Source organism: Streptococcus sp. SV2 (assembly GCF_030440175.1).
In the GTDB taxonomy this organism is placed as follows: Bacteria; Bacillota; Bacilli; order Lactobacillales; family Streptococcaceae; genus Streptococcus; species Streptococcus raffinosi.
Map to the genome: position 1 here is coordinate 24,345 of NZ_JAQFJQ010000001.1, position 24,254 is coordinate 48,598.

The 24,254-nt window shown below is 40.9% G+C and carries 17 protein-coding genes and 2 tRNA genes; all 19 read right to left on the bottom strand.

Features of this window, described 5'->3' with window-relative positions; translation table 11 throughout:
• Positions 1-81: 81 nt before the first annotated feature.
• On the bottom strand, positions 82-2,487 hold the full coding sequence (locus PCY14_RS00060; RefSeq protein WP_021146180.1) for a glycogen/starch/alpha-glucan phosphorylase: 2,406 nt from the start codon (positions 2,485-2,487) through the stop codon (positions 82-84).
• A gap of 486 nt (positions 2,488-2,973) precedes the next feature.
• Positions 2,974-4,404, bottom strand: a complete 1,431-nt coding sequence (gene glgA, locus PCY14_RS00065; RefSeq protein ID WP_008535133.1) for a glycogen synthase GlgA — start codon at positions 4,402-4,404, stop codon at positions 2,974-2,976.
• Positions 4,401-5,537 (bottom strand): glucose-1-phosphate adenylyltransferase subunit GlgD, encoded by a 1,137-nt coding sequence (gene glgD, locus PCY14_RS00070; protein ID WP_021152331.1) that lies wholly within the window; start codon positions 5,535-5,537, stop codon positions 4,401-4,403. Before glgD ends, glgA begins: the two co-directional genes overlap by 4 nt.
• Positions 5,527-6,669 carry a glucose-1-phosphate adenylyltransferase gene (locus tag PCY14_RS00075; RefSeq protein ID WP_002889363.1) on the bottom strand — a complete coding sequence of 381 codons (1,143 nt, stop codon included), beginning with the start codon at positions 6,667-6,669 and terminating at the stop codon, positions 5,527-5,529. Before PCY14_RS00075 ends, glgD begins: the two co-directional genes overlap by 11 nt.
• 170 nt (positions 6,670-6,839) lie before the next feature.
• A complete protein-coding gene (glgB, locus tag PCY14_RS00080) occupies positions 6,840-8,714 on the bottom strand; it encodes a 1,4-alpha-glucan branching protein GlgB (protein WP_002889364.1) in 1,875 nt (624 codons plus the stop codon).
• Positions 8,715-8,835: 121 nt separating this feature from the next.
• The gene (gene pulA, locus PCY14_RS00085) at positions 8,836-11,031 is read right to left on the bottom strand and encodes a type I pullulanase (protein ID WP_081102604.1); all 2,196 of its coding nucleotides are present in this window, start codon (positions 11,029-11,031) and stop codon (positions 8,836-8,838) included.
• 199 nt (positions 11,032-11,230) lie between these two features.
• Positions 11,231-13,645 (bottom strand): DNA translocase FtsK, encoded by a 2,415-nt coding sequence (locus PCY14_RS00090; RefSeq protein ID WP_164376331.1) that lies wholly within the window; start codon positions 13,643-13,645, stop codon positions 11,231-11,233.
• 82 nt (positions 13,646-13,727) lie between these two features.
• Positions 13,728-14,726 carry an NAD(P)/FAD-dependent oxidoreductase gene (locus PCY14_RS00095; protein ID WP_021152334.1) on the bottom strand — a complete coding sequence of 333 codons (999 nt, stop codon included), beginning with the start codon at positions 14,724-14,726 and terminating at the stop codon, positions 13,728-13,730.
• Position 14,727: 1 nt separating this feature from the next.
• The gene (gene trmD / locus PCY14_RS00100) at positions 14,728-15,447 is read right to left on the bottom strand and encodes a tRNA (guanosine(37)-N1)-methyltransferase TrmD (RefSeq protein ID WP_021146191.1); all 720 of its coding nucleotides are present in this window, start codon (positions 15,445-15,447) and stop codon (positions 14,728-14,730) included.
• Complete coding sequence (gene rimM, locus PCY14_RS00105) at positions 15,437-15,955, bottom strand: ribosome maturation factor RimM (RefSeq protein WP_008535143.1); 519 nt, start codon at positions 15,953-15,955, stop codon at positions 15,437-15,439. The genes trmD and rimM overlap by 11 nt, the downstream gene beginning before the upstream one ends.
• Positions 15,956-16,231: 276 nt before the next feature.
• Positions 16,232-16,303 (bottom strand) — tRNA-Glu (locus tag PCY14_RS00110).
• Positions 16,304-16,332: 29 nt separating this feature from the next.
• Positions 16,333-16,404, bottom strand: a tRNA-Gln gene (locus PCY14_RS00115).
• A gap of 302 nt (positions 16,405-16,706) precedes the next feature.
• Positions 16,707-17,351 carry a response regulator transcription factor gene (locus PCY14_RS00120; RefSeq protein WP_002889370.1) on the bottom strand — a complete coding sequence of 215 codons (645 nt, stop codon included), beginning with the start codon at positions 17,349-17,351 and terminating at the stop codon, positions 16,707-16,709.
• Positions 17,341-18,351, bottom strand: a complete 1,011-nt coding sequence (locus PCY14_RS00125; protein WP_002889372.1) for a sensor histidine kinase — start codon at positions 18,349-18,351, stop codon at positions 17,341-17,343. The genes PCY14_RS00120 and PCY14_RS00125 overlap by 11 nt, the downstream gene beginning before the upstream one ends.
• Positions 18,348-19,046, bottom strand: coding sequence for a cell wall-active antibiotics response protein LiaF (liaF, locus tag PCY14_RS00130; RefSeq protein ID WP_002889373.1), 699 nt, complete (start codon positions 19,044-19,046; stop codon positions 18,348-18,350). The genes PCY14_RS00125 and liaF overlap by 4 nt, the downstream gene beginning before the upstream one ends.
• 308 nt (positions 19,047-19,354) lie before the next feature.
• Entirely contained in the window at positions 19,355-21,220 is a 1,866-nt protein-coding gene (pknB, locus tag PCY14_RS00135) for a Stk1 family PASTA domain-containing Ser/Thr kinase (RefSeq protein ID WP_164376330.1), read from the bottom strand.
• Positions 21,220-21,957: a Stp1/IreP family PP2C-type Ser/Thr phosphatase gene (locus PCY14_RS00140; protein WP_037613505.1), complete on the bottom strand. Its 738-nt coding sequence runs from the start codon at positions 21,955-21,957 to the stop codon at positions 21,220-21,222. The genes pknB and PCY14_RS00140 overlap by 1 nt, the downstream gene beginning before the upstream one ends.
• Before the next feature lie 43 nt (positions 21,958-22,000).
• A complete protein-coding gene (gene rsmB, locus PCY14_RS00145; RefSeq protein WP_021146198.1) occupies positions 22,001-23,323 on the bottom strand; it encodes a 16S rRNA (cytosine(967)-C(5))-methyltransferase RsmB in 1,323 nt (440 codons plus the stop codon).
• Entirely contained in the window at positions 23,313-24,248 is a 936-nt protein-coding gene (gene fmt / locus PCY14_RS00150) for a methionyl-tRNA formyltransferase (RefSeq protein WP_060934269.1), read from the bottom strand. Before fmt ends, rsmB begins: the two co-directional genes overlap by 11 nt.
• Between the last annotated feature and the right edge of the window lie 6 nt (positions 24,249-24,254).

Below are 24,254 nucleotides of genomic sequence, written 5' to 3' on the forward strand. Positions count from 1 at the left end.
CCTACATATATTGAGACTTTGTCTGCAATCAAAAACAACGACCATTTCTAGCCGTTGTTTTTTTGATGTATTAGCTTTCGCTTATTTTTTCAATTCCCAAATTTCTTTAGCGTATTCTGTGATAGTATCATCAGAAGTAAATTTATGAGATTTAGCAATATTAGCCAAGCTCATGCGTGCCCACTTGTCATGGTCACGATAAAGCGCATCGATTTTCTCTTGAGCTTCTACATAAGCTGCGAAGTCTTCCAAGAGGAAGTACTCATCGTTATGTGTGATAAGCGCTTCATAGATTTCAGTACCTTCTGATTGAGCATTTGGAATAGTACCATTGACAAAAGTATCAACAACACGACGAATCACAGGGTTATTTTCATAAACTGCACGAGAATAATAATCGTGACGAGCATAGTGTTCGTAAACTTCGTCTTTGTTCATACCGAAGATGACAACATTTTCATCACCAACTTCGTCTTTGATTTCAATGTTGGCACCGTCAAGTGTTGCCAAAGTAATGGCACCGGTCATCATGAATTTCATGTTTGATGTACCAGATGCTTCTTTAGAAGCCAATGAGATTTGTTCAGAGACATCAGCTGCTGGGATAATAATTTCAGCCAAGCTTACACGGTAGTTTTCAAGGAAAACAACCTTAAGTTTGCCTTGGAGGCTTTCATCATTATTGACAAGGTTAGCCACTTCATTGATAAGTTTGATAACTGATTTAGCGAAGTGATATCCAGGAGCAGCTTTAGCACCAAAGATGAAGACACGTGGTACCATGTCTTTATCTGGATTATCTTTAAGATCCCAGTAAAGTTTGATAATGTGAAGGAGATTAAGCAATTGACGTTTGTAAGCGTGAAGACGTTTAACTTGAACGTCGAAGATAGCATCTGTAGATACTTCAATGCCTGTACTTTCCTTGATGTAGTCTGCCAAACGTTGTTTAGCTGCTGTCTTAACTTGATAGAATTGGTTCAAGACTGCTTTATCATCCAAGTAAGTTGTCAGATTTTCAAGCTCATGGATGTCTTTACGCCAACCGTTACCAATCACATCATCAATAGCTGCAGAAAGTTCTGGTGCTGCAATTTGTGTCCAACGACGTTGAACAATACCATTAGTCTTGTTATTGAATTTTTCAGGATAAATAGTATAGAAATCGTGGAGAGTATCTTCTTTAAGAAGCTCTGTGTGAAGTTTAGCAACCCCGTTGACTGAGTGACCACCAATGATTGAAAGGTTAGCCATGTGCACTTGGTTGTCTTTCACAATACGTGTGCGTTCGATAACATCCGCAGCAACACCACGTCCAGCCATTTCAGCTACATAACGGTTATCGATTTCCAAAATAATTTGGTAAACACGTGGAAGAACACGTTTGAAGAGTTCTTGATCCCATTTTTCAAGGGCTTCTTGAAGAATAGTGTGGTTAGTGTAACTCATGGTCTTAACAGTGGCATTCCAAGCATCAATCCATGAAAGTCCGTATTCGTCAAGAAGGAGACGCATAAATTCAGCTGGCGCAACCGCTGGGTGAGTATCATTGATATGGACAGAGACTTTTTTATGGATATCTTTCAATGGCAAGCCCATCTTGAGATAAGATTTAATGATTGTTTGGAGACCTGCACTTGTCATGAAGTACTCTTGAACCAAACGCAATTCTTTTCCTTCGACAGTTGAATCATCTGGATAAAGAATAGCTGTGATATTTTTCACACGACGGCGATCTTCCAATGTTCTGTAGTCCAATTCGTATTCTTCAGGAATTTCAACATCCCAAAGACGAAGGTTGTTAATGACGTCGTTTTGGAAACCAATTTGTGGCACATCGTAAGGAACAGCACGAAGAACTTGAGCGTTCTTATAAGTTGGAACAATACGGCCTTCTTCGTTAGCTTCAAGGTAAACATCACCATAAAGTTTAACATTTACAATATCATGGTCTTTACGAGTTTCCCAAACATTTCCTGTTGAACCAAACCAACCATCTGGCAGTTCCACTTGGTAACCATCAACGATACGTTGTTTAAAGAGTCCATAACGGTAACGAAGACCATTACCGAAACCTGGGTAACCAGTAGTCGCAAGTGAATCCATGAAAGCAGCTGCCAAACGACCAAGACCACCATTACCAAGAGCCATGTCATGCTCTGCTTCTACAACTTCACGGAAGTCAATGTCAAGTTCCGCAAAACCTTCTTTAACAACATCAAGAATACCAAGGTTAAGAAGGTTAGTTTCCAACATACGACCTGGAAGAAACTCAATTGAGAAGTAGTAAGCAATCTTTTCTTGTTTTTCTGAAAGTTCATGATTACGTGTAATCCATGTGTTCGTGTAATACTTACGAATCAAACCAGCCAAGGCTGTAAAAATTTCAGTTGGTGTTGCTTTGGCAACCTTGATGAGTTGTTCTTGGTGGAGTGTGTCTTTAAAGTCACGAATAAATTGTTCTGGAGTTAAATTTTCAAGTTGCATAGAAATCCTTTCTTAATTGCCATTATCTCAAATGCAATTTAAAGCAGTAAATCACAAGACATCCCCTAAATAGGACATCCTATTTCGAGAGTTACCATAATTAATGGCACAGACGAAAGGGGAAATCTTTTTCTGATAAAACACCAATCATAGACAGCAGAGAGGACTAAGATCACATTGCCCCTTTTAAAGGCGTTATTAGATAAGACCTATCATCCCAATCACAAAGTAATATGAGGAGAATGTCATCACTTATTTTTAGGAGAATATCTCTTCGTATTCTAGTATGTTCAAGCAGACTACATACTAGTTATGTAGATTATACCACATCAAAGCAAATCCTTGTAGGTTAAAAAATGAACTTTGTGAAGAAGTTCTAGAACTTCATTCGCCTTTACAAGACATTCCCTGTCATGGTTAAAATGTGAGTAATCTTTCTCATGACACGAAATAACTTTTCTCAAATTGAGAAAAGTTATCATCGTTTTAAACTAATTGCTTATATAAATCAACATATGCCAAGCTTGCAGTATCCCATGAGAAGTCACGAGTCATTGCATTATCTTGCAATTTTCTCCAAGCCTTAGGATCATCTTCATAAAGATCAAGCGCTTTTTCAAGGGTTTGTACCATCCAGTAACCAGAGAAGTTACCAAATGAGAAACCTGTACCCTCACCAGTAACAGCGTTGTAGGGTTCAACCGTATCGCGCAAGCCACCGACTTCGCTAACTACTGGCAAAGTACCGTAACGCATAGACATCATTTGAGAAAGTCCACATGGTTCAAAAGCAGAAGGCATTAGGAAAATGTCACAGCCTGCATAAATTTGTTGTGCCAATTCAAGGTTAAATGTGATATTGGCTGACATTTTTTGAGGATAGGCTTGTCCAAACCAAGAGAAAGAATGTTCATAATCGCCATAACCTGTTCCCAAAAGAACAACCTGAACATCATGTTGCAAAATGTTATGCAATTCATTAACAACCAAGTCAAATCCTTTTTGGTCAGTCAAACGTGAAACCATACCAATCAAAGGGACGTCTTTGCGTACCGGCAAGCCAACACGTTCTTGAAGGGCAGCTTTATCTTTGGCCTTACCAGACAAATCTTTAACGGAAAAATGATAAGGAATATGAGTATCTGTTTCTGGGTCAAGGAGGTCTGTATCGATACCATTAACAATACCAGATAACTTACCTGATTCCATACGCATAATTTGGTCTAGGCCTTTACCAAATTCAGGTGTTTTAATTTCTTCTGCATATGATGGTGAAACAGTTGTTACACGATCGGCATAAAGCACAGCAGCTTTCATCCAGTTGAGACAGTTGTTCCAACGAAGTGTTCCATCTTCATAACGTTCATAGCCCACGCCGAAAAGATCGCCCAACATGCCACTATCAAATTGACCTTGGAATTCAATATTATGAATGGTAAAGACAGTCCTGATATTTTTATAGGCTTTAATCCAGTGGTATTTTTCCTTAAGCAAGAAAGGAATCATGGCTGTGTGGTAATCATGCACATGAAGAACATCTGGAATGAAGTCAATTTTTTCCATTAACTCCAAGGCTGCCAATTGGAAATAAGCAAAACGTTCGCCGTCATCCCATTCACCATAAACTGTTCCACGATTGAAGTATTGTTCGTTATCCACGAAGTAGAAGTCAACACCTTCATGGGTGGTTTTCTTCATGCCAACATATTGCCAACGCCATCCCAATTTCGTGTAGAAGTAGCCTAAATCTTCCATTTGATCACCAAATTTTGCGGCAATCATATTGTAGTAAGGAAGAATAACAGCAACTTCATTTCCATCTTTAACTAATGATTTAGGAAGAGCACCGATTACATCACCAAGACCACCTGTTTTAGCAAAAGGTGCACCTTCAGCTGCTACAAATAAAACTTTCATCGTACAATATCCTCTGTTACAACGCTTCCTTTTGTAATAACAACAGGGTTGTTTTCAGTTCCTCGAATGGTTACACCATCAGCAATTGTAACACCTTTATCAACGATAGCGTAATCAACAGTTGCATTTTTACCAATTTCAACACGAGGGAAAACAACAGAGTGCGTCACACTAGAACCTTCTTGCAAGTCTACATTACGAGACACTACTGAATCTTCAACATGACCACGTACAATAGAACCAGATGCAAACTGAGAACGTTTAACATCAGAACTATTTGAGTAGTAAGTTGGCTCTTCGTTTTTCACTTTTGTATACACTTTTTGATTTGGAGCAAAGAGTGAATAGAATTTTTGAGTATCCAACATATCCAAGTTAGCGTCAAAGTAAGATTTTACAGAATGGATATTTGAAAGATAGCCAGTATATTCATAGGCGAATCCACCCTCAGCAGCTGCCAAATCACGAAGAACATAGCGTAGTTTACGAGGTTCTTCCTTAGCAGCTTCTTCTTCCAATTTTTCAATCAAGTAAGGAGTGTCAACTACAAAGATATCTGTTGACATGTTATAAATTTCTTTACCATTGTCTTGGAAGAGTTCATGCGAAACAATCTTATCAGTTTCATCGATTTCAAACACACTGTTAACTGATGAAATCTGTTCTTTTGGCAATTTCTTATAAACTACTGTAATTTTTTGGTCTGTAGTATTATGAAGGTGGAAAACTTGATTAAGGTCAATGTTAACCAATACATCACTGTTAAGTGCTACAGTCTGATCTGATCCTGAACGTTTCAAATAAGTCAAAATTTGACGGTAGTATTCCTCATCAACAGTTGAGCTTTCAACAGGAGTATTGTAAATACCAAGGTAGTAGTGACTCAAGAGAGTAGACAAGCCCCACTCACGACCAGAACGAATGTGGTCAAAAACTGAGCTAATGTTTTCGTTTTGGAAGATACCAAAGACGCTACGAATACCAGCATTAGCCAAATTAGAGAGAGGGAAGTCGATGAGGCGATATTTTCCACCAAATGGTAGGCTGGCAATAGGACGGTGTGCCGTCAAACCATCCATGTCATGATACCCTACGGTATTTCCTAGAATTGCAGAATATTTATCAATCTTCATCTTTTGGTACCCCCACTACTTCATTGTATCCTACGACTTGCACTTCTTCTGTTCCGTCAATTTCAACGCCTTCAGAAATGTGTGCTCCTTCACCGATAATGGCACGTTTAATTTTTGCACCTTTAGCAATGACTGCACCACTCATGATTACTGAATCTTCAACCACAGCACCTTCACGAATTTGAGCATTGGTTGAAAGGACAGAATGTTTAACTGTTCCATCAACTAATGAACCGTCGACTACAAGGGAATCCTCAACATGGGCATGTTCACCAAAGAAGTTTGGTGGAGCAATCATGTTACGTGAGTAAATCTTCCATTGGCGGTTACGGCTATCCAAAGCATTTTCTGGTGAAATGTATTCCATATTTGCTTCCCAAAGGGATTCGATAGTACCGACATCTTTCCAATAACCTGAAAATTCATAGGCATAAACGCTTTCCCCAGTTTCCAAGTAAGCAGGAATAACATGTTTACCAAAGTCTGACATTTCAATGCCACCTTTTTCTGCTGATACCAACATGTTGCGTAGACGTTTCCAGTCAAAGATGTAAATACCCATTGATGCTTTCGTAGATTTTGGATGTTCTGGTTTTTCTTCAAATTCTACAATGCGATTATTTGCATCAGTATTCATGATACCAAAGCGACTTGCTTCTTTAAGTGGTACATCTAATACAGCTACCGTAAGACTAGCATTATGATCCTTATGTGATTCTAGCATTTCATCATAGTCCATTTTGTAGATATGGTCACCAGACAAGATAAGGACATACTCAGGATTAATAGTGTCGATATAATCAATGTTTTGGTAGATGGCATGGCTAGTTCCTTCAAACCATCGGTTTCCTTCACTTGCAGAATATGGTTGAAGAATTGAAACACCAGAATTTACACCATCCAAGCCCCAACTTGAACCATTACCAATATGGCTGTTCAAAGCCAATGGTTGGTACTGAGTAATGACACCAACATTGTTAATGCCAGAGTTGGCACAGTTAGACAAACCGAAGTCAATGATACGGTAGCGACCACCAAATTGTACCGCAGGTTTGGCAATGCTTTGGGTCAATTTCCCAAGACGAGTTCCTTGCCCACCGGCAAGAATCAAAGCCAACATTTCATTTTTCATGTAAATTCCTCCAATTAGTTTTAGCCTCTAATCGTTTGAAGAGAAAGACGGTGATGGATAAGACTCCTTATTAACGTTTTTCTTTCACGAAGTTGAGTATGACAAATTATAAATATAAAGCTATTGTTACGTTCCACGATAATAGCAAAACTAAATCGTTACTAAAAATGTTATTTTAGACGACGTTTCACACGCCAGATACTTGCACCAAGTGCAGGCAAAGTGAAGGTAAGGGTATTTTCATAATCCTTCCACTTAGATTTTTTCGTCTTCGTATTAGGATTTCCTTCTTTCCAAACACCACCAAATTCTTCCATTTCAGTGTTAAGAACTTCTTGGTAGATACCCGCTACTGGTAATCCAATGGTGAAGTTTCTACGCTCTACTGGTGCCAAGTTGAAGACACATACCAAGAACTCACCCTTTTCACTCCAACGAATGAATGACAGAACACTTTCAGCACGGTTATCAGCATCAATGATTTCCAAACCGCTGTACGAATCATCTATCTGCCACAATGCTCGATGGTCTTTATAGAAACCATTAGCAAAGCTAGTAAATTCTTGCATTTGTTGGTTCAATTTATCTTCAAGGTTCACCCATTCCAATTGGTAGTCATACTTCCATTCTAGGAATTGGCCAAATTCAGAACCCATGAACAACAACTTTTTACCTGGGTGGCAAAGCTGATAAGTATAGAGATTACGTAGGCCGGCAAATTGATTGTAGCGATCGCCCCACATCTTATGCATCATGCTCTTTTTACCGTGTACTACTTCGTCATGTGAGAATGGTAAGACATAATGCTCATTGAAACAGTACATGAAGCTGAAGGTCATAAGATTGAAATCATACTGACGATAAACTGGATCTTCTTCGTAGAACTTAAGAATATCATTCATCCAACCCATGTTCCATTTGAAGTCGAAGCCTAAACCGCCTTCTTCAATAGGCTGAGTAATGGGTGTTGCTGCCGTTGATTCTTCAGCAATCATCATAACACCTGGATGACGTTCTTTAACGACTCGGTTCAATTTTTGTAGGAAGCCATAGCCTTCTAAGTTTCGATTTCCACCTTCCCTATTTGGTAGCCATGGACCTTCATCGTAGTCCAAATAGAGCATATTAGATACAGCATCTACACGGATACCATCGATATGATAATTTTCAATCCAATAAAGTGCACTTGAGATAAGGAAAGACTGTACTTGATTTTTTCCTAAATCAAAATTCAAGGCTCCCCAACGATAATTGTGGGCACGGTCATGATCTTGATACTCAAATGTTGGCGTTCCATCAAAGTATGCCAAGGCATCATCGTTTTGAGTAAAATGCCCTGGAACCCAGTCTACCAGAACACCAATGTTATTTTGGTGACAAGCTTCAACGAAGTCTTGGAATTCTTCTGGTGTACCATAGGTGTGTTCAAAAGCGAAATACCCCATCAGTTGATAACCCCAACTCATTCCTAGAGGGTGAGCCATCAAAGGAAGAAACTCAACATGTGTGTATTTCATCTCAACCAAGTATGGAATCAACTCTTCTTTGAGTTCTTTAAAGGTGTATGGTTGACCGTCTTCTTTTAACTTCCAAGAAGAGGCGTGAACTTCATAAATATTAACGGGACGTTTTTGAAAACCTAAACGCTTACGACGGCCCATCCAAAGGCCATCTTTCCATTTTTTGTCAACTTTTTTACGAATCACAGCTCCTGTTCCTGGTCTAGGTTCCAAGTAAGTGGCAAAAGGATCCATTTTTTCGACCACTTGACCACCCTTGCGCTTAACCAAAAACTTATAAAGCTGACCTTCTTCTGGGAGGTCTGACGTTACCTCCCAAACACCAATATGATTTTTAACCATGTCTAAGGGTTCGTCAAACCATCCTGTAAAGTCACCAATCACCTGAACATTTTCAGCATGGGGTGCCCAGACACGGAAAACATAGCCCTCTTCACTACCATCTATCTCATGTGAACCTAGATAATTTTGTAAATGGAAATTCTCACCTATTCCAAATGTATACATAGCTTCATCATGTTTCATATCATCTCTCCTTCCTGAAAATTGATAATTCTACTACACTAAAACTTTTCTAGATAATGCGTGAGCTATCAAAGCCTCTATGTAAGCGTTTACTAAATTATATCATATTTTCTATGCCCTGTCAGAAAATATCTAAACTTTTTTTCACATTGTTAAAAACAAATGCTTTATTTAGATGACCAGAAACATGTAATTCCACAATACCTGAGTCATACTCCGCTTTAAATACAAAAAGATTATCATAAATTTCTGCGAAACTATGGTATGAAAATTCAGGACTTGTTTTTTTTCTTTCAATCAACTTAGCAACCTTGGCAATCAAAGTTTTTTTAAGCGTAACTTGGTTCCAGTCCACCTGATTAACTTCATCTGGCGCATTATAGCTATTCATAGCACGTTGTTCATCTTCATTGGTAATGGCACCATCAGGTCCAGTTCCCACCATCTTAGTCCGTTGAAACTCCTGACCAAGTTGCATGAAGCACATTCCCTGCATGCTCAGATTTAAAGCATTAGCTAAGTAAATACGATTTTCAATATCTTCTTCAGAATCTTCAGGATGTAAGTGATTCATGAGATCGTTAAGATTATAATTATCATGAGCCTCAATATAATTTAATACTTGTCCTGGCATCAAGTAATTGACAAAGCCACGACTTCCCAAGAGACTCTTAGCAATTTTATCTTCTGTTGGAGCACCTGAAACAAAACCTTTACTGATATGGCCATATACTTCTGCCCCTTTAACGGCATCACGTGAATTGTCATTAAAGAAACCTATACGAGGAAGGAGGGCTGCATTATCCTTCTTAGCCTTTTGTTCACTGGCTAAACCTATTCCCATATCCCATCCTTCACCATAGAGTAAAATACGGGAATCAATAGCATCCATGGCTGAGCGGACAGCATTCATTGTTTCAACATCATGCAATCCCATTAGGTCAAAACGAAAACCATCAACACCAAATTCTTCAACCCAGTAAGTCAAGGAATCAATCATATACTTACGAAACATTTCCTTTTCACTCGCTGTTTCATTTCCACAACCAGAACCATCTTGAAACGAACCATTGTCATGCATACGGTAATAATAAGCCGGTACAGACAATTGGAAGGGTGAACTGTAAGAAGAGTAGGTGTGATTATAAACAACGTCCATAATAACTCCAATACCTGCCTTATGATAGGCCTGAATCATATTCTTCAGTTCTAAGATAGGGGCTAAAGGATTCTTTTGGTCAGCGGCAAACTGGCGATCGGGAACATTATAGTTTTCAGGATCGTATCCCCAGTTGTATAGGATATTGCCCTTTTCGTCATAGGTCTTATGGTGGTCAAAAACAGGTTGCAATTGTATGTAATTGTATCCCATGCCCTTGATGTAATCAAATCCAGTCACATCACCATGAGCATTCTTTGTTCCCTCTTGACAAGCACCGAGGTAGGTTCCTCTGTATTTTTCTTTGACTCCTGAAGTCTTTGACTTAGAGAAGTCACGGATATGCATTTCACAAATGACTGCAGAACAAGGATTTTTTGTTCGCCAGTGGGCATTGGCTTTTGTGACTTTTTGATAGCCCTTTGGAATCATTCGTTCTGGATTAACGACCAGACTCTTTTTGTTATCTAAGCTAAGTGCCAGGCTGTAAGGATCTCGTGTGTCTTGGTAGAATCTTTCTTCATGATACACACGATATTGGTAAGCCACTCCATCTAAGTTTTGTTTGATTTTAGCTGTCCACACACCCTGATTATTTAACTGATGGTGATCCTTGTTGATACTTGTCCCTCTTTTCATTTTAATGATGCGAGGACGTTTTCCATCTTTTCTATAGATGAGGACCTGAACACGATGAGCCAAAGGAGCCCACAAACGAAATTCTGTTTCTTTGGCATGATATTTGTGACCTAACCAGCCTTGAAAGCCCCATTTTTGATCGAATTCTTTCTTACGAATGGCCATGTCAAAGGCATGATGGTCACGTTCAGTAAAGCAACTGCTAGTTAAAGCAGCTGGCTTTGAATAGTAAACTTCAGGATCTCCCTCTACCAACCAAATCTCATTGGGAGCATCCCCCAAAAAACGACGAATATGATAATCATGTGTTTGACTAGACCAGTTCCCGCTTTTTACCAACAAATTTACAGAATCAATAAAACGGGATGCTGGAAATGATACTTCTCCAATTAAGCCAAAGTCATCTTGGCCTGAAAAAAACGCATCCTTTCCCCAGTAGCCATCTAGCCACCTCCACATGCTATATTTTGAATATTCACCGTTCATACTGTGAAAATGAACGATTACCCTGTTGTCCATTTTTTCTCCTTTTCTATCTAAGTAATACATACACTCATTATAACACAAAATAAAGGTGAATTTGAAAGCGTTTTTTTCTAAAGTAAGAACTATTCTCCCTACCAATAAAAAAAGGATATGAGAAATCCACTAAACGCAGTTATTTCTCATATCCTTTAGTCATTTTAGAATATTATAGGCTACAGGCCACTTTAAATCATTATTCTTGAGTCATCAAAACCTTACGAGGTTTGGTACCTTCGGCTGGTCCGATAACACCTGCTTCTTCCAATTCTTCCATCAAACGAGTGGCACGGTTGAAACCAACTGATAGACGACGTTGAATCATGGATGCACTTGCTTTTTGCGTTTCCAATACCAAAGCCTTAGCTTCCTCAAAAAGCGGATCGCCTTCTGACCCCCCACCATTGGCAGATGAAGTTCCTCCAAAATCATTTTCAGAAACATCACCAGGGTCGAAGCTCTCATCGTAGTCAGCTGAGGCTTGTTCCTTGATAAAGGTCACAATGCGTTCCACATCATCATCAGAAATGAAAGACCCTTGCAAACGAACGGGATGGTTTTCATCAATAGGTTTGAAAAGCATGTCCCCACGTCCGAGTAATTTTTCAGCTCCATTTTCATCCAAAATGGTACGACTATCTGTTCCAGAAGACACGGCAAAGGCCACACGAGAAGGTACATTGGCCTTAATTAAGCCAGAGATAACATCAACTGATGGACGTTGGGTGGCAAGAATCATGTGGATACCTGCTGCACGCGCCTTTTGTCCCAGACGGATGATAGCATCTTCCACTTCCTTGCTGGCCACCATCATCAAGTCAGCTAACTCATCGACAATAACCACAATCAAAGGCAAAGGAATCTGTTTCTCTTGCGATTGGGCATTCCAGTCTTCAACTTTGGCATTGTAGCCAGCGATGTTACGTACACCAAACTTACTAAAGAGTTCGTAACGATTTTCCATCTCATCCACCACTTTTTGTAAGGCCTTAGCCGCCTTACGTGGGTTGGTCACCACAGGGATGAGAAGATGGGGAATATCGTTGTAAACAGAGAGCTCAACCATTTTAGGATCAACCATAAGGAACTTAACCTGATCTGGGCGAGCCTTCATCAGAATACTTGAGATGATTCCGTTAACCGCAACTGATTTACCAGAACCTGTTGACCCAGCCACTAACAAGTGAGGCATGCGAGCTAAATCAAAGCTACGAGCCGAACCGTCAACCGCCTTACCAAGAGGAACTTCCAAGAGTTTATTAGGATCTGTCTTAGCCTGCTCCCAAAGTTCACGGAAAGACACCGTCGCAATCTCAGAGTTAGGAACTTCGATACCAACCAAAGATTTTCCAGGAATAGGCGCCTCAATACGGACATCTTTTGCGGCAAGAGCCAAAGCCAAGTCATCCGCTAGATTGGATATACGATTGACCCGAACCCCAACAGCAGGTTTGACCTCGTACTTGGTCACAGATGGCCCAATTTCGGCCCGCTCAACCTTGACATCAATGTTGAAACTCTTGAAGGTATCCTCAAGGATACGTATGTTCTTACGAACAATGTTTTTCTCTTTAGACTGACTTTTAGGTTTGTCCGGTGCAAAAAGATCGATAGTAGGGAGTTTGTACTGCAAGAGCTCCTTAGGTGTAAAATCTACCTCAACAGGAGCATCATCGCCCTCAACCACCATAGATGGTGGAAACTCTTCGGTTGGCAAATCTTCTGGATAAGGAGGGACGTTCGCTTGAAAATCCTCATAATCCTCTGGAGGAAAATTGTCATCGTAGACCTCAGAGGCATAATCACTGATTTCTGGTTCGGGAGTATAAATCTCGGCTTCTTTCGGTAATTCCTCTGCTTCGTCCTCTAAAATTTCGCCAGTCTCTTCATCAACGGTCAAATCAGCCAGACGTTCTTCCTCAGCACGTTCTTGCGCTTCACGCTCTTTCTGGGCCTGACGCTCTGCCTTCTTCTCCTGCCGTTGAGCTGTTCGTTCCAAACGCTTTTCAGCACCTCGTTGCCATACTGCTTTAGCATAATCAATGACATCCAAAACATCCCAGGGACTCATAATAAAAGCACCCAAGAGAATGAACAAGCCACCAATCATGAAACTACCAAGATTTGAAAAGAGGAAGTAACTAGGCTTATACAAGAGAGCACCTAACAAACCTCCCCCTGTGAAGCGAGCTACCTGCACACTCACAAATTCCCCAAAAAGCAAATCCATCGTTCCAGGGAAAATATCTAGACCATCCATACGATCTAAGGTAAAGAGATAGGCATGAAACTCTATCAAGAGGCCTACAAAAGCCATCCAAAATCCCGTCACATAATTGCTATGTTTACGCAACCATTTAAACCCAAAAAGATAGACATAGATGGCAAAAATCAATGGATAAGCCAGACTGCCTACAAACACACGAAAGAAATTGTAGAGTGTTATCCCAAAGAAACCCAATCGAAAGACTGGGAAAATTAAGACAAAGGCAAAAAAGAAGGTCCATAGCATCCGCTTAATCGCCTTCTGTCTGTCTAATTCTGCTTTTGTGGGCCGCTTCTTACTGCTCTTAGAATCCGTCCCCTTTTTTGTTTTTTTCGTTCTAGCCATAGCTGTATTATACCACGTTTTTAAACATGAAAAAAGAGAGACAAGTCTCTCTTGAAATTGAAAGCAAAGTCTTCTTTTAAAATTATTCTTCAATCAAAGACGTTGAGTGAACTGGGCGGTTCTTACCATCTGGATTAATATATTGGATAGCTTGGTTAATAGCGATAGGGGCTTCACCCATACCAACCGCAATCAAATCAATCTTGCCTTCATATTCTGCTGCATCACCGATAGCGTAAACCCCTTCTTGTGAGGTTTCAAACTGAGCGTTAACAGTAACACTAGAGCGTTTGTAATCGACATTCCAATTGCGAAGATTTTTGTTATTAGTTGAAAAACCAAAGCTGACAATCAGGGAATCCAGTGGCAATTCCTCAACCTCGTCTGACTTCACTTTTTGAACCGTCAAACTCTGAGCGAGACCATTTTCGCCTTTAATTTCAAGCGGTACATAAGGCGTCATCACGTTAACTGACGATTGATGAAGTAACTCAACACTGTGCTCATGGGCACGGAAGGCATCACGGCGGTGAATCAAGGTCACACTCTCAGCAATACCATCCAAGTGATTGGCCCAGTCAACGGCTGAATCACCGCCACCAGCAATCACAACCTTCTTGCCAGCAAATTGGTCCAGACTATGCACATTATAGAACAAGTTATTATCTGCATAATCTTCTTCATTGTCCACACCCAAAGGACGTGGAGCGAAAGCACCATTTCCACAAGCAATGACGATAGCCTTAGACAAGTGTTGACCCTTACTAGTCGTTATCGTGAAGACACCATCCGTCTTCTCAAAGGTTTGTACTTCCTCTTTCAAATGAATATCGACACGGTCTTCAAAACGCTTGAGCTGAATCAAAAGGTTCTCTGTCAATTCCGCACCTGTCGTTTGAGGAAAGGCCGGAATATCGTAGATTTTCTTTTCTGGGTAGAGAATGGCAGGCTGACCACCAAGCTCTGACAAACTCTCAATAATATTAACAGTCATGCCACGTAGGCCAGCATAAAAAGCTGCCCAAAGACCGACTGGTCCACCACCAATAATGGTGATATCGTAAATCATTTCTTCTGACATTTTATTTTCCTTCTGCTTTTATCTCTTCTAAAATCTGACGTTCTTCATCTGTAAAATCATAGTTTTCCAAAAGATCTGGTCGACGCTCTAAGGTCTTACGCAAACTTTGCTCCATCCGCCAGCGTCGAATATTGACATGATGTCCTGACAAGAGAACATCAGGTACCTTCATACCACGAAATTCAGCTGGACGAGTATACTGTGGAAACTCCAAAAGTCCTGATGAAAAACTATCATCCTTATGACTAGCTTCCTTACCCAAAACCTCTGGAATCAAGCGGACAGTCGCATCTACGATGGTCATAGCAGCCAACTCTCCACCTGTTAAGACAAAGTCCCCTAGCGAGATTTCGTCCGTCACTAAGGTTTTGATGCGTTCGTCATAGCCCTCATAGTGGCCACAGATAAAGACCAACTCCTCTTCTTGAGCCAATTCTTCTGCGTAGGCCTGGTCAAAGGTACGTCCTGCAGGATCTAAGAGAATGACACGAGGTTTAGTCACCTGCAGCTTGTCAAAGGTATCAAAAATAGGTTGAGCACGAAGTAACATGCCTTGTCCGCCACCGTAGGGTTCATCATCCACATGACGAGCCTTTTCTGCATTCTCACGGAAATTATGATAGTTAATTTCCAAGAGACCTTTTTCCTGGGCCTTGCCTACGATGGAGTGCTCTAAGGGAGCAAACATATCTGGAAATAGCGTCAAGATATCAATCTTCATCGTCTAATCCTTCCATAAGCTCAACCTCAATACGGCCAGCCGCAACATCAACATCGAGAACCACTGGAGGAATATAAGGCAGGAGCAAGTCTTTCTTGCCTTTGCGTTTCACTACCCAAACGTCGTTGGCCCCCGGTTGGAGAATCTCTTTAACCTGACCGATGAGGGTATCCCCTTCATAAACATCAAGACCAATTATTTCATGGTAGTAAAACTCCCCATCATCAAGGTCTGTTAGATTTTCCTCAGCAACTTTGAGGCTGTACCCCTTGTACTTTTCGACATCATTGATATGATAGAGTCCCTTAAACTTAACAATATCAAAGTTCTTGTGTTTACGGTGACTAGCAACTTCAACATCCATGATGTAGTTGTCTTTGTCATCAAAAAGGGCTAGGAGACTTTTCTTCTTAAAACGTTCATCCGCAAAATCCGTTACAGACAAAACACGGAGTTCCCCCTGTAAGCCCTGTGTGTTTACAATCTTTCCAACGTTATAATATGTCATTTAAATTCCTTATTTATTTTTCTCAATCAAAGTAAGCAGTAACTTAAACTCTTCCTTGCTAGAAAGGTGAAAAACTTCAGTGAATCGCTTGGGCATTCTTATTTTAAGGCAAGGCGAACCTATGTCTGTCATCATCACATGAGTCTTTTTAGTCACGTCAGATGCTTCTATTGACTTTAATTTTAGAGTAGCATGAATGGTCTTGTTTTGGCCAATTAGCTTCTCTATTCTATCAAAAAGGATACAAAAAAACCAGCTTTCTCTAGCTGGTACTAATAGTCCGTACGGGATTCGAACCCGTGTTACCGCCGTGAAAAGGCGGTGTCTTAACCCCTTGACCAACGGACCATAGTTTATCTTTTTACCCTCAGATAAAACTGGGGTAGCTGGATTCGAACCAACGCATGAGGGAGTCAAAGTCCCTTGCCTTACCGCTTGGCTATACCCCAAAAGACTCTTACTATTTTACAGAAAGATAGGATGACTGTCAACACTTTTTAACATTTTTTCACAAAAAAACAACCGGTTAACCGATTGCTTTGAATTAGGAGATTTCATCATCTAAGAGCACTTAGATGGATGATACGAGGTTGAGTGACCTCATATGAAAAAAGAAAAGTTTTAGGATAATTCTATTGTATGTCTTGCTAGACATAAAGTCAATATATTTGACTGACAAAATCAGAAAAAAATTTTCTTTAAGCAAAGACTCTTGGACAGTTTTTTTACAGTCAAGTTGACATGAACCGCCTTAATCATCGTTTTGTGATACCAGATGATGTCTAAAAGCATAGACTACTGCTTGTGTACGATCATCTACGTTGAGTTTACCCAAGATATTCGAAACGTGCGTTTTGACAGTCTTCAAGGAAATAAAGAGTTCATTAGCAATGGTTTGATTGTCATAGCCTTTAGCCAAAAGCGCCAAGATATCACGTTCACGTGCTGTCAAGTCATCGTGTAAATCCGGATGACTATCGTGGTACTTAATCTTATTGTCTACCTCAGTCTCGATAGCTTCCTCACCACGGTAAACCTTACGGATACTATTGAGAATTTCTGCCGCACTGCTAGTTTTGAGCATGTAACCTTTAGCACCCGCTTCAATGACCGGATAAATTTTTTCATTGTCCAAATAACTGGTCAAAACCAAAATTTTAGCTTCAGGCCATTCTTTGAGCAATTCTAAAGTGGCTTGTACGCCATCTAACTCAGGCATGACAAGGTCCATTACAACCACATCTGGACGTAATTCCAAAGACAGGTCGACACCTTCACGGCCATTACCTGCCTCTCCAACCACTTCTACGTCTCCTTGAAGATTCAAGAAACTCTTGAGGCCCAAACGGACCATTTCATGGTCATCGACCAAAATCACACTTATCTTATTCGACATTATTTTCTCCTCTCAATATTGGCACACGAACATCAATGGAGGTTCCTTTACCTTTAGCAGATAGGAACTGTACGGTCCCAGCCATTTCATCGACACGTTCTTGGATATTTTTCAGTCCGTAACTCATTTCGTCAGTCGAGGCATTCAAATCATAACCAACACCATTATCCAGCATTTTCAGCTGAATCTCCTGACTATTTTGGTAGAGATAAACCTCTATTTGACTAGCCTTGGCGTGTTTTAGGGTATTAGAGATAAACTCTTGGGCAATCCTAAAGAGATTATTTTCAATCCGCTTAGGCACTTTCTTAACCATATCCTTGTATATCACACGAATATTGGATTTATCGGTTAGCTCCTTAAGAATCATCTGCAAACCTTCTTGCAAGGTCTTGTTTTCAAGCTCAGTCGGGCGAAGATGCAAAAGTAAAACACGCATGTCATTCTGAGCATCAGTAAGCATGGCTTCCACCGCCTGTATCTGATTATGGAGGTCCTCCTTAGTCAGCTGATCCACCATTTGAGAGACCCCAGACAGAATCATACTAGCCGCAAAGAGTTCCTGACTCACCGTATCATGAAGATCACGAGCAATACGACCTCGCTCCTTCTTAATAATATCACGGCTTTGAAGGGCCTGAGCATTCTCAGTCTTTTGCAGGTCTTCAGTCAATTTGCGCATCTTATGAGACAGGCGCATCATGTTCTTGTCTAACTCAATATCTCCCTGGCGCTTAACAGATTGGTTATTGATAATCCGACGCAAATCCTGATTGACCGAACGCATACTATTATCATTAGCAATAGCCCACAGGATATAGAGCAGAATGAGCAAACTCAGAACCACAAAGAACATGTTAAAAAGAAAGTGAAACGCTTGGGAAAGACTGCCAAAAACCAATGAAAAATTGAGATTGAAACTGTCCATCACAACCAAGGTGACACCGACCAGGACAACAACCGAGTAAATAAGGATTAAAAATAGGTACTGTTTCTTCATTTACGACGTACCTCCACTGGCCCGGCTCCCACATTGAGAATCAATTTGACTGTTCTATAGGCATGCTCATACTCCGCACCTTGCAAGGTCAAACTTTCATAACGAAGGTCATATTCATCTTCATTGAAGAAGGTGACAGAGCTATAAATAGCAGAAATGTTAAGTTTAACAGAAACATCAATGGGCACCAAGACCGTCGTTGGCCCATACAGTTTCTGAAGAATCACAACATTGTCTCTACCTGAAACAATAACCTGAGTCAAATCAATCACATCTGTCCCAAAGAAACGGATAATATTGATGTCATCAAAATCATAGCGATCACTCACTGGCTCCATACGTGTCCCAATCCATTGATTTCTCACAGCCCGGGGATCTAAATCGTCTTCTTTGAACTTGATGAGGGCATAGCGATTCTTTTTCTTAACCTGTGAAAAATGGTTAATCATGACATAGGCTACACCCACCAAGATAGCAAGTACCACATAGACATTCCACATGGAAACCAAAAAAAGTGAAATTAAACTAATGGTCAAGACAAAATCACTCTTAGACTCTTTATTAAAGAAACGGATAGCCAAGAGAGTCAAGACTAAAATAAAAATAAAACTGGTAATATCATTGTTAAAGATAGTGATTAACCCTAAAGTCAAAAGTAAGGCTTCCACTACCAAGAAAAAATTAAATTTGGTCATAAGGACCTCTCACATAAAAGTATACAGGCTTCATTCTATCAAATTTTAGGCCAATTGACAAAAAGTGTAGAAAAAGAGAGGTCTCACAACCTCTCTTTGATATTAATTCTGTTGAGACTTTCCTTAGATAAAGACAAACGTCAGCGAAACCCTTTGGAGTCTCATGACTACAATCATGAAGCTTCCGAACGTCTGAAACTCTAAAGTTCAGGCATAGTTATCGTAGTCAAAAGTCTCGGTTTATGCTTGCTTCGTTCGCATACATAAAACCATTCCTATCTTTTCAGAGCGTCTCAATGACAAGCAGTCTATTGTTGTTCTGTGTGGGTAGCTTCTGTAGATGTTTCTGTACTTGAAGATGTACTTTCAGTGCTTGAGCTGGTAGATGACGAATGAGTCGTACTTGTTGAGCTTGATTGAAGACTTGAACTTGCTGTTGTGATAGAAACGTAGAGAATCACCGTACCATCAACGGCAGTACCAACTTGTGGATCTTGATAAAGAACTTCAGTACTACTAGGAACCTTATCCTTATCCAACTTGGCGCCTGTATTATAGTCGTGATATTCAATATTACTACTTGAAATATCTTTACGGTTCAAGGTCTGCACTGCTGTTGAAACTGTCAAGCCTGTTACATCAGGCATAGTGATGGTCTTAGGTGTTGCCACACGGAACTTGATCTTAGCCTTAGAATCTTTAGGATTAAAGGTCTTATTCTTACCAGGGCTCTGTGACAAGATTTCACCTTCATCGGCACTATCATCTTCGACATTTTGAATATCAATTTGATCTTCAGATACCCCATAATTTGAGGTTAAGTCTTTGACAGCATCCTTGTAGTTTTTGCCCTTGTAATCTTTCAGAGTGAATCCTTTGTCGCCGGAAGAAACATAGACATCAATGCTTGTTCCTTCTTTACGAGTCGTTCCAGCTGTAGGATCTGTCTTGATAACCTTGCCCTTGTCGACAGAATCATCCTCGACTTCTTTGACATCACCGACCTTAAAGCCTGCACTTTCAAGTTTCGTCTGAGCCGTTGACAACTCTTGTCCGACAACATTTGGCACCTGAGCATTATCTGGGTTAGTAAATACCAAATAGGCAAAGATGATAATGCCAATAAAGACTAGTCCTAGGAAAACCTTGAGTAGAGTTGAAAAGAGATTTTTCTTCTTTTTAGCTGGAGAAGGTTTTTTCCTTGGGTGTTTACTTTGGGTTGGTGTAGGCTCTGATGGTTGAGCAGCAGCCTTTTTCTCAAGGGTTGCTGACGGAACTGGATCAACCTTAGGCAAGGTCTTAGTATCCGTCATGTCATCAAAGACTACCTTAGCATCACGACTATGGCTAGGATGAAGACTCGTCACAAGGTCACGGCTCATTTCCAGAGTGCTGTTGTAACGGTTTTCTAACTTTTTAGCTGTCGCTCGAATAACCACATTCTCCAAAGCTTGAGGAACGTTATGGTTCTCAGCCAAAATCGATGGCAGAGGCTTTTGAAAATGTTGGAGGGCAATGGTAACTGCACTGTCACCATCATAAGGGATATGTCCTGTCAACATCTCAAAGAGCATGATACCCATAGCATAGATGTCACTCTGAATAGTAGCTTTAGACCCTCTCGCTTGCTCTGGAGACAGGTAGTGGACTGAACCTAACATAGAATTGGTCTGAGTCAGGCTCGTCTCAGCAAAGGCCACTGCAATACCAAAATCGGTCACCTTAGCCGTTCCATCCTTTGTTAAAAGAACGTTTTGCGGCTTCAAATCCCTATGAATAATCCCTTTTTGATGGGCAAGAGTCATGGCAGAGAGAACTTCTCCCATGATACGCACAACGTCTTGGTTAGATAGAGGTGCATGATCTTGAATATATTTCTTCAAGTCCGAACCGTCCACATATTCCATCGCTAAGAATTGCTGGCCGTCTTCTTCGCCAATATCTCGAATCGCAACAATATTTGGATGACTGAGTTCTGCCATGGCACGCGCTTCCCGTTGGAAACGCGCCACAGCCACCTGATCGGTCTGATAATTGGTCCGAAGCACCTTGATAGCCACTTCTTCATTATCCAAAATCAGGTCGTTAGCCAGATAAACATCCGCCATACCGCCACGTCCGATAGCTTTAAGGATTCGATAACGTCCAGCAAACAATTTGCCGACTTGGATCATTATCCTTCCTCACTTTCTATCTTAACAAGAGCAACTGTGATATTATCAAGACCACCTGCCTCGTTAGCAGCTGCCACTAAACGGCTAGTCTTTTCTTCGACAAATCCAGGACTGTTGACAATATGAACAATCTGATCAGTTGAAATCATATTTGTTAATCCATCTGAATTCGCTAAAATATAGTCTCCAGGTTCCAATTGTTGCACACCGAGGTCCGCCTCAATTGGGGCAGATTGTCCTACAGATTGCGTAATGATATTACGTTGCGGGTGGACAGCTGCCTCTTCCTCTGTCAATTGACCAGCCTTGATAAGGGCATTTACCAAAGAGTGGTCACTTGTCAATTGTTTGTATTCACCATTACGAATGTGAGCAATACGTGAATCCCCAACATGGGCAAAAATCACAGCATTATCAACAAAGGCAAGAACTTCAATAGTTGTTCCCATGCCCTTGTACTCTTCATTTTGACCGAGTTCATAAATTTTACGATTTTCTGCATCAATAGCAGCAATCATCCAATCACGAATCTTACTTAATTCACGAAAATCTGTGTTGATCCAATCACGACCAAGGTCCGTTACTGACATTTCGCTGGCAATATTACCAGCTCGGTGTCCACCCATTCCGTCTGCAACAACGACAAGGGTAACACCAGCTTGGTTAACAAATTTATTAACAAAGTCTTGGTTGTTTGACCGCTTTTGGCCAATGTCCGTTAATAATGAAATTTCCATAATCTTCTTTCTGACTTGCGTCAGCATTTCCTCCTCTGTAACCCTAGGCCTTTTTACGCAACTGTGCGATAAAGAAGCCATCAGTTAGATACTGTTCGGGGGTGATTGCCAAACAGCCATTAACCATTATGTTTTGGCATGGATGGTCTAAGGCAACTTGCTCAAAATCAGGATGCGTTTCAAGAAAAGCTTGAATCACCTCTTGATTTTCTTCAGCTATAATGGTGCAAGTACTATATGTTATTATACCACCTTTGCGTAGGGTTTGACAAACACTGGATAAGATGTCCAACTGCACAGCCTTAAGGGACTCAAAGTCTTGCAGATCCTTATTGTACTTAATGTCTGGTTTTCGACGGATGAGTCCAATTCCTGAACAAGGAGCATCCACGAGTATCTTATCAAAACTATCAGCTGGAAAGACTCGATGAACCTGACTAGCATCCAGTTTCTGTGTCTTAACCTTATCAGCCAGACCAAGTCGTTGCGCATTTTCCTTGATGAGATCTAGTTTATGATCATAAAGGTCAAGCGCTGTTACATGTCCACTGGTCAAATACGAAGCCATATGGACCGTCTTACCACCAGGAGCCGCACAGGCATCAAGGATTTCTTCTTCACCTTGAATCCCTAAAGTTGGCGCAACCAGTTGACTGGTCTCATCCTGAATGGTTAACAAGCCCTCTTTAAAATATTCTGTCCCAGCAAAGTAACCAGAGGACTTAACAAGCCCAACTGGTGACAGTTCTGAACGTTCAGCACCAGTTGCATCCGCAATCTCTTCCATACGAGACACATCTGTCACACGAACACTGGCCTTGTTCCTGACAAAGAGACTTTGGAAAATAGCAAGGGCACGGTCTTCCCCATACTGGTCAATAAGTTTCTTCACCAACCATACAGGTAGGGAATATTGAACAGAATAGCGTTTATTGACACGTTTAATCTTACTTGGGTCTGGCAATGGTTGACTAGACAATTTCCGAAGAACGGCATTGACCAGCTTCTCAGCACCCTTTTTATTACCTCGATTTTTGGCAATAGAGACGGCATCATTAACCACCGCATGGGCTGGAATTTTATCTAAGTAAGCCAACTGGTAAAGACTCAAAAGCAAGAGGTCGTAGACCCAAGCTTCAAGTTTGTCTCGATCCTCAATAACATGGGCCAAGATCCATTCCAAAGTAATCTTACGGGCAACGGTTCCATAAACAATTTCCGTCACCAAGGCCTTGTCCTTATCTGTTAGATGCGACTTGCTCAGACGTGCATTGAGGGCAATATTCGAGTAAGCCCCTTCTTGGAAGACTTCTTCTAAGACTTCAAGTGCCTGTCCACGGGCTGTTTTTTTCCAATCAGTGGCCAAATGCATCACCTACTTCAAGATTGCGACCGACCCCATTGAGAAAATCAGTAATAGCCATACGAGGCTTCCCTGCAGGCTGAACTGTCTTAAGCGAAATAGCTCCCTGACCAGTAGCAACGACCAAGCTCTTCTTGGTTTTTTCAATGATATGACCAGCCTGTCCTTGACCTTCTACCAAGTCTGCTTCATAAATCTTGAAACGTTTGCCATCAAGCAAAGTATGGGCCACAGGCCATGGGTACATACCTCGGATTTGATTGAAGATGTCACGTGCTGACTTGTTCCAATCAAGGCGTTCTTCTTCTGGGCTAATGTTTGGTGAAAAGGTTACCTGACTGGCATCTTGAGGAACAGGTTTAACTTCTCCTGCAATATAGGCAGGCAAGGTCTCGAGCAAAAGGTCACGACCCAAGACGGCCAATTTTTCAAACATGGTACCAACATTATCCTCGTCAAGAATTGGCAAGGCCTTTTGGCTAACCATGTCACCAGCGTCCATCTCCTTGACCATTTCCATAATTGTCACACCTGCTTCTGCATCCCCATTGATAATGGCATAATGAATAGGTGCCCCACCACGGTATTTTGGCAAGAGAGAGGCGTGAACATTCACCGCAAAATCCATGCTATTAAGCAACTTGCTTGGCAAAAATTGTCCATAAGCCGCAGTCACAATCCCATCAGCACCTAGTGCCATTACTTGAGCCATCTCTTCTGAACCCGACAATTTTTCAGGTTGATAAATAGGCAAATCATGCGCCAAGGCCACTTCCTTAACTGGTGTCATGCGGATTTCTTTTTTACGGCCGACAGCACGGTCTGGCTGTGTGACAACAGCGACAATTTCGTAACGCTCATCTGTCAAAAGTCCTTCCAGCACTGTCGCTGAAAAGGCAGGCGTTCCCATAAATACTAATTTTGTCATATTTTT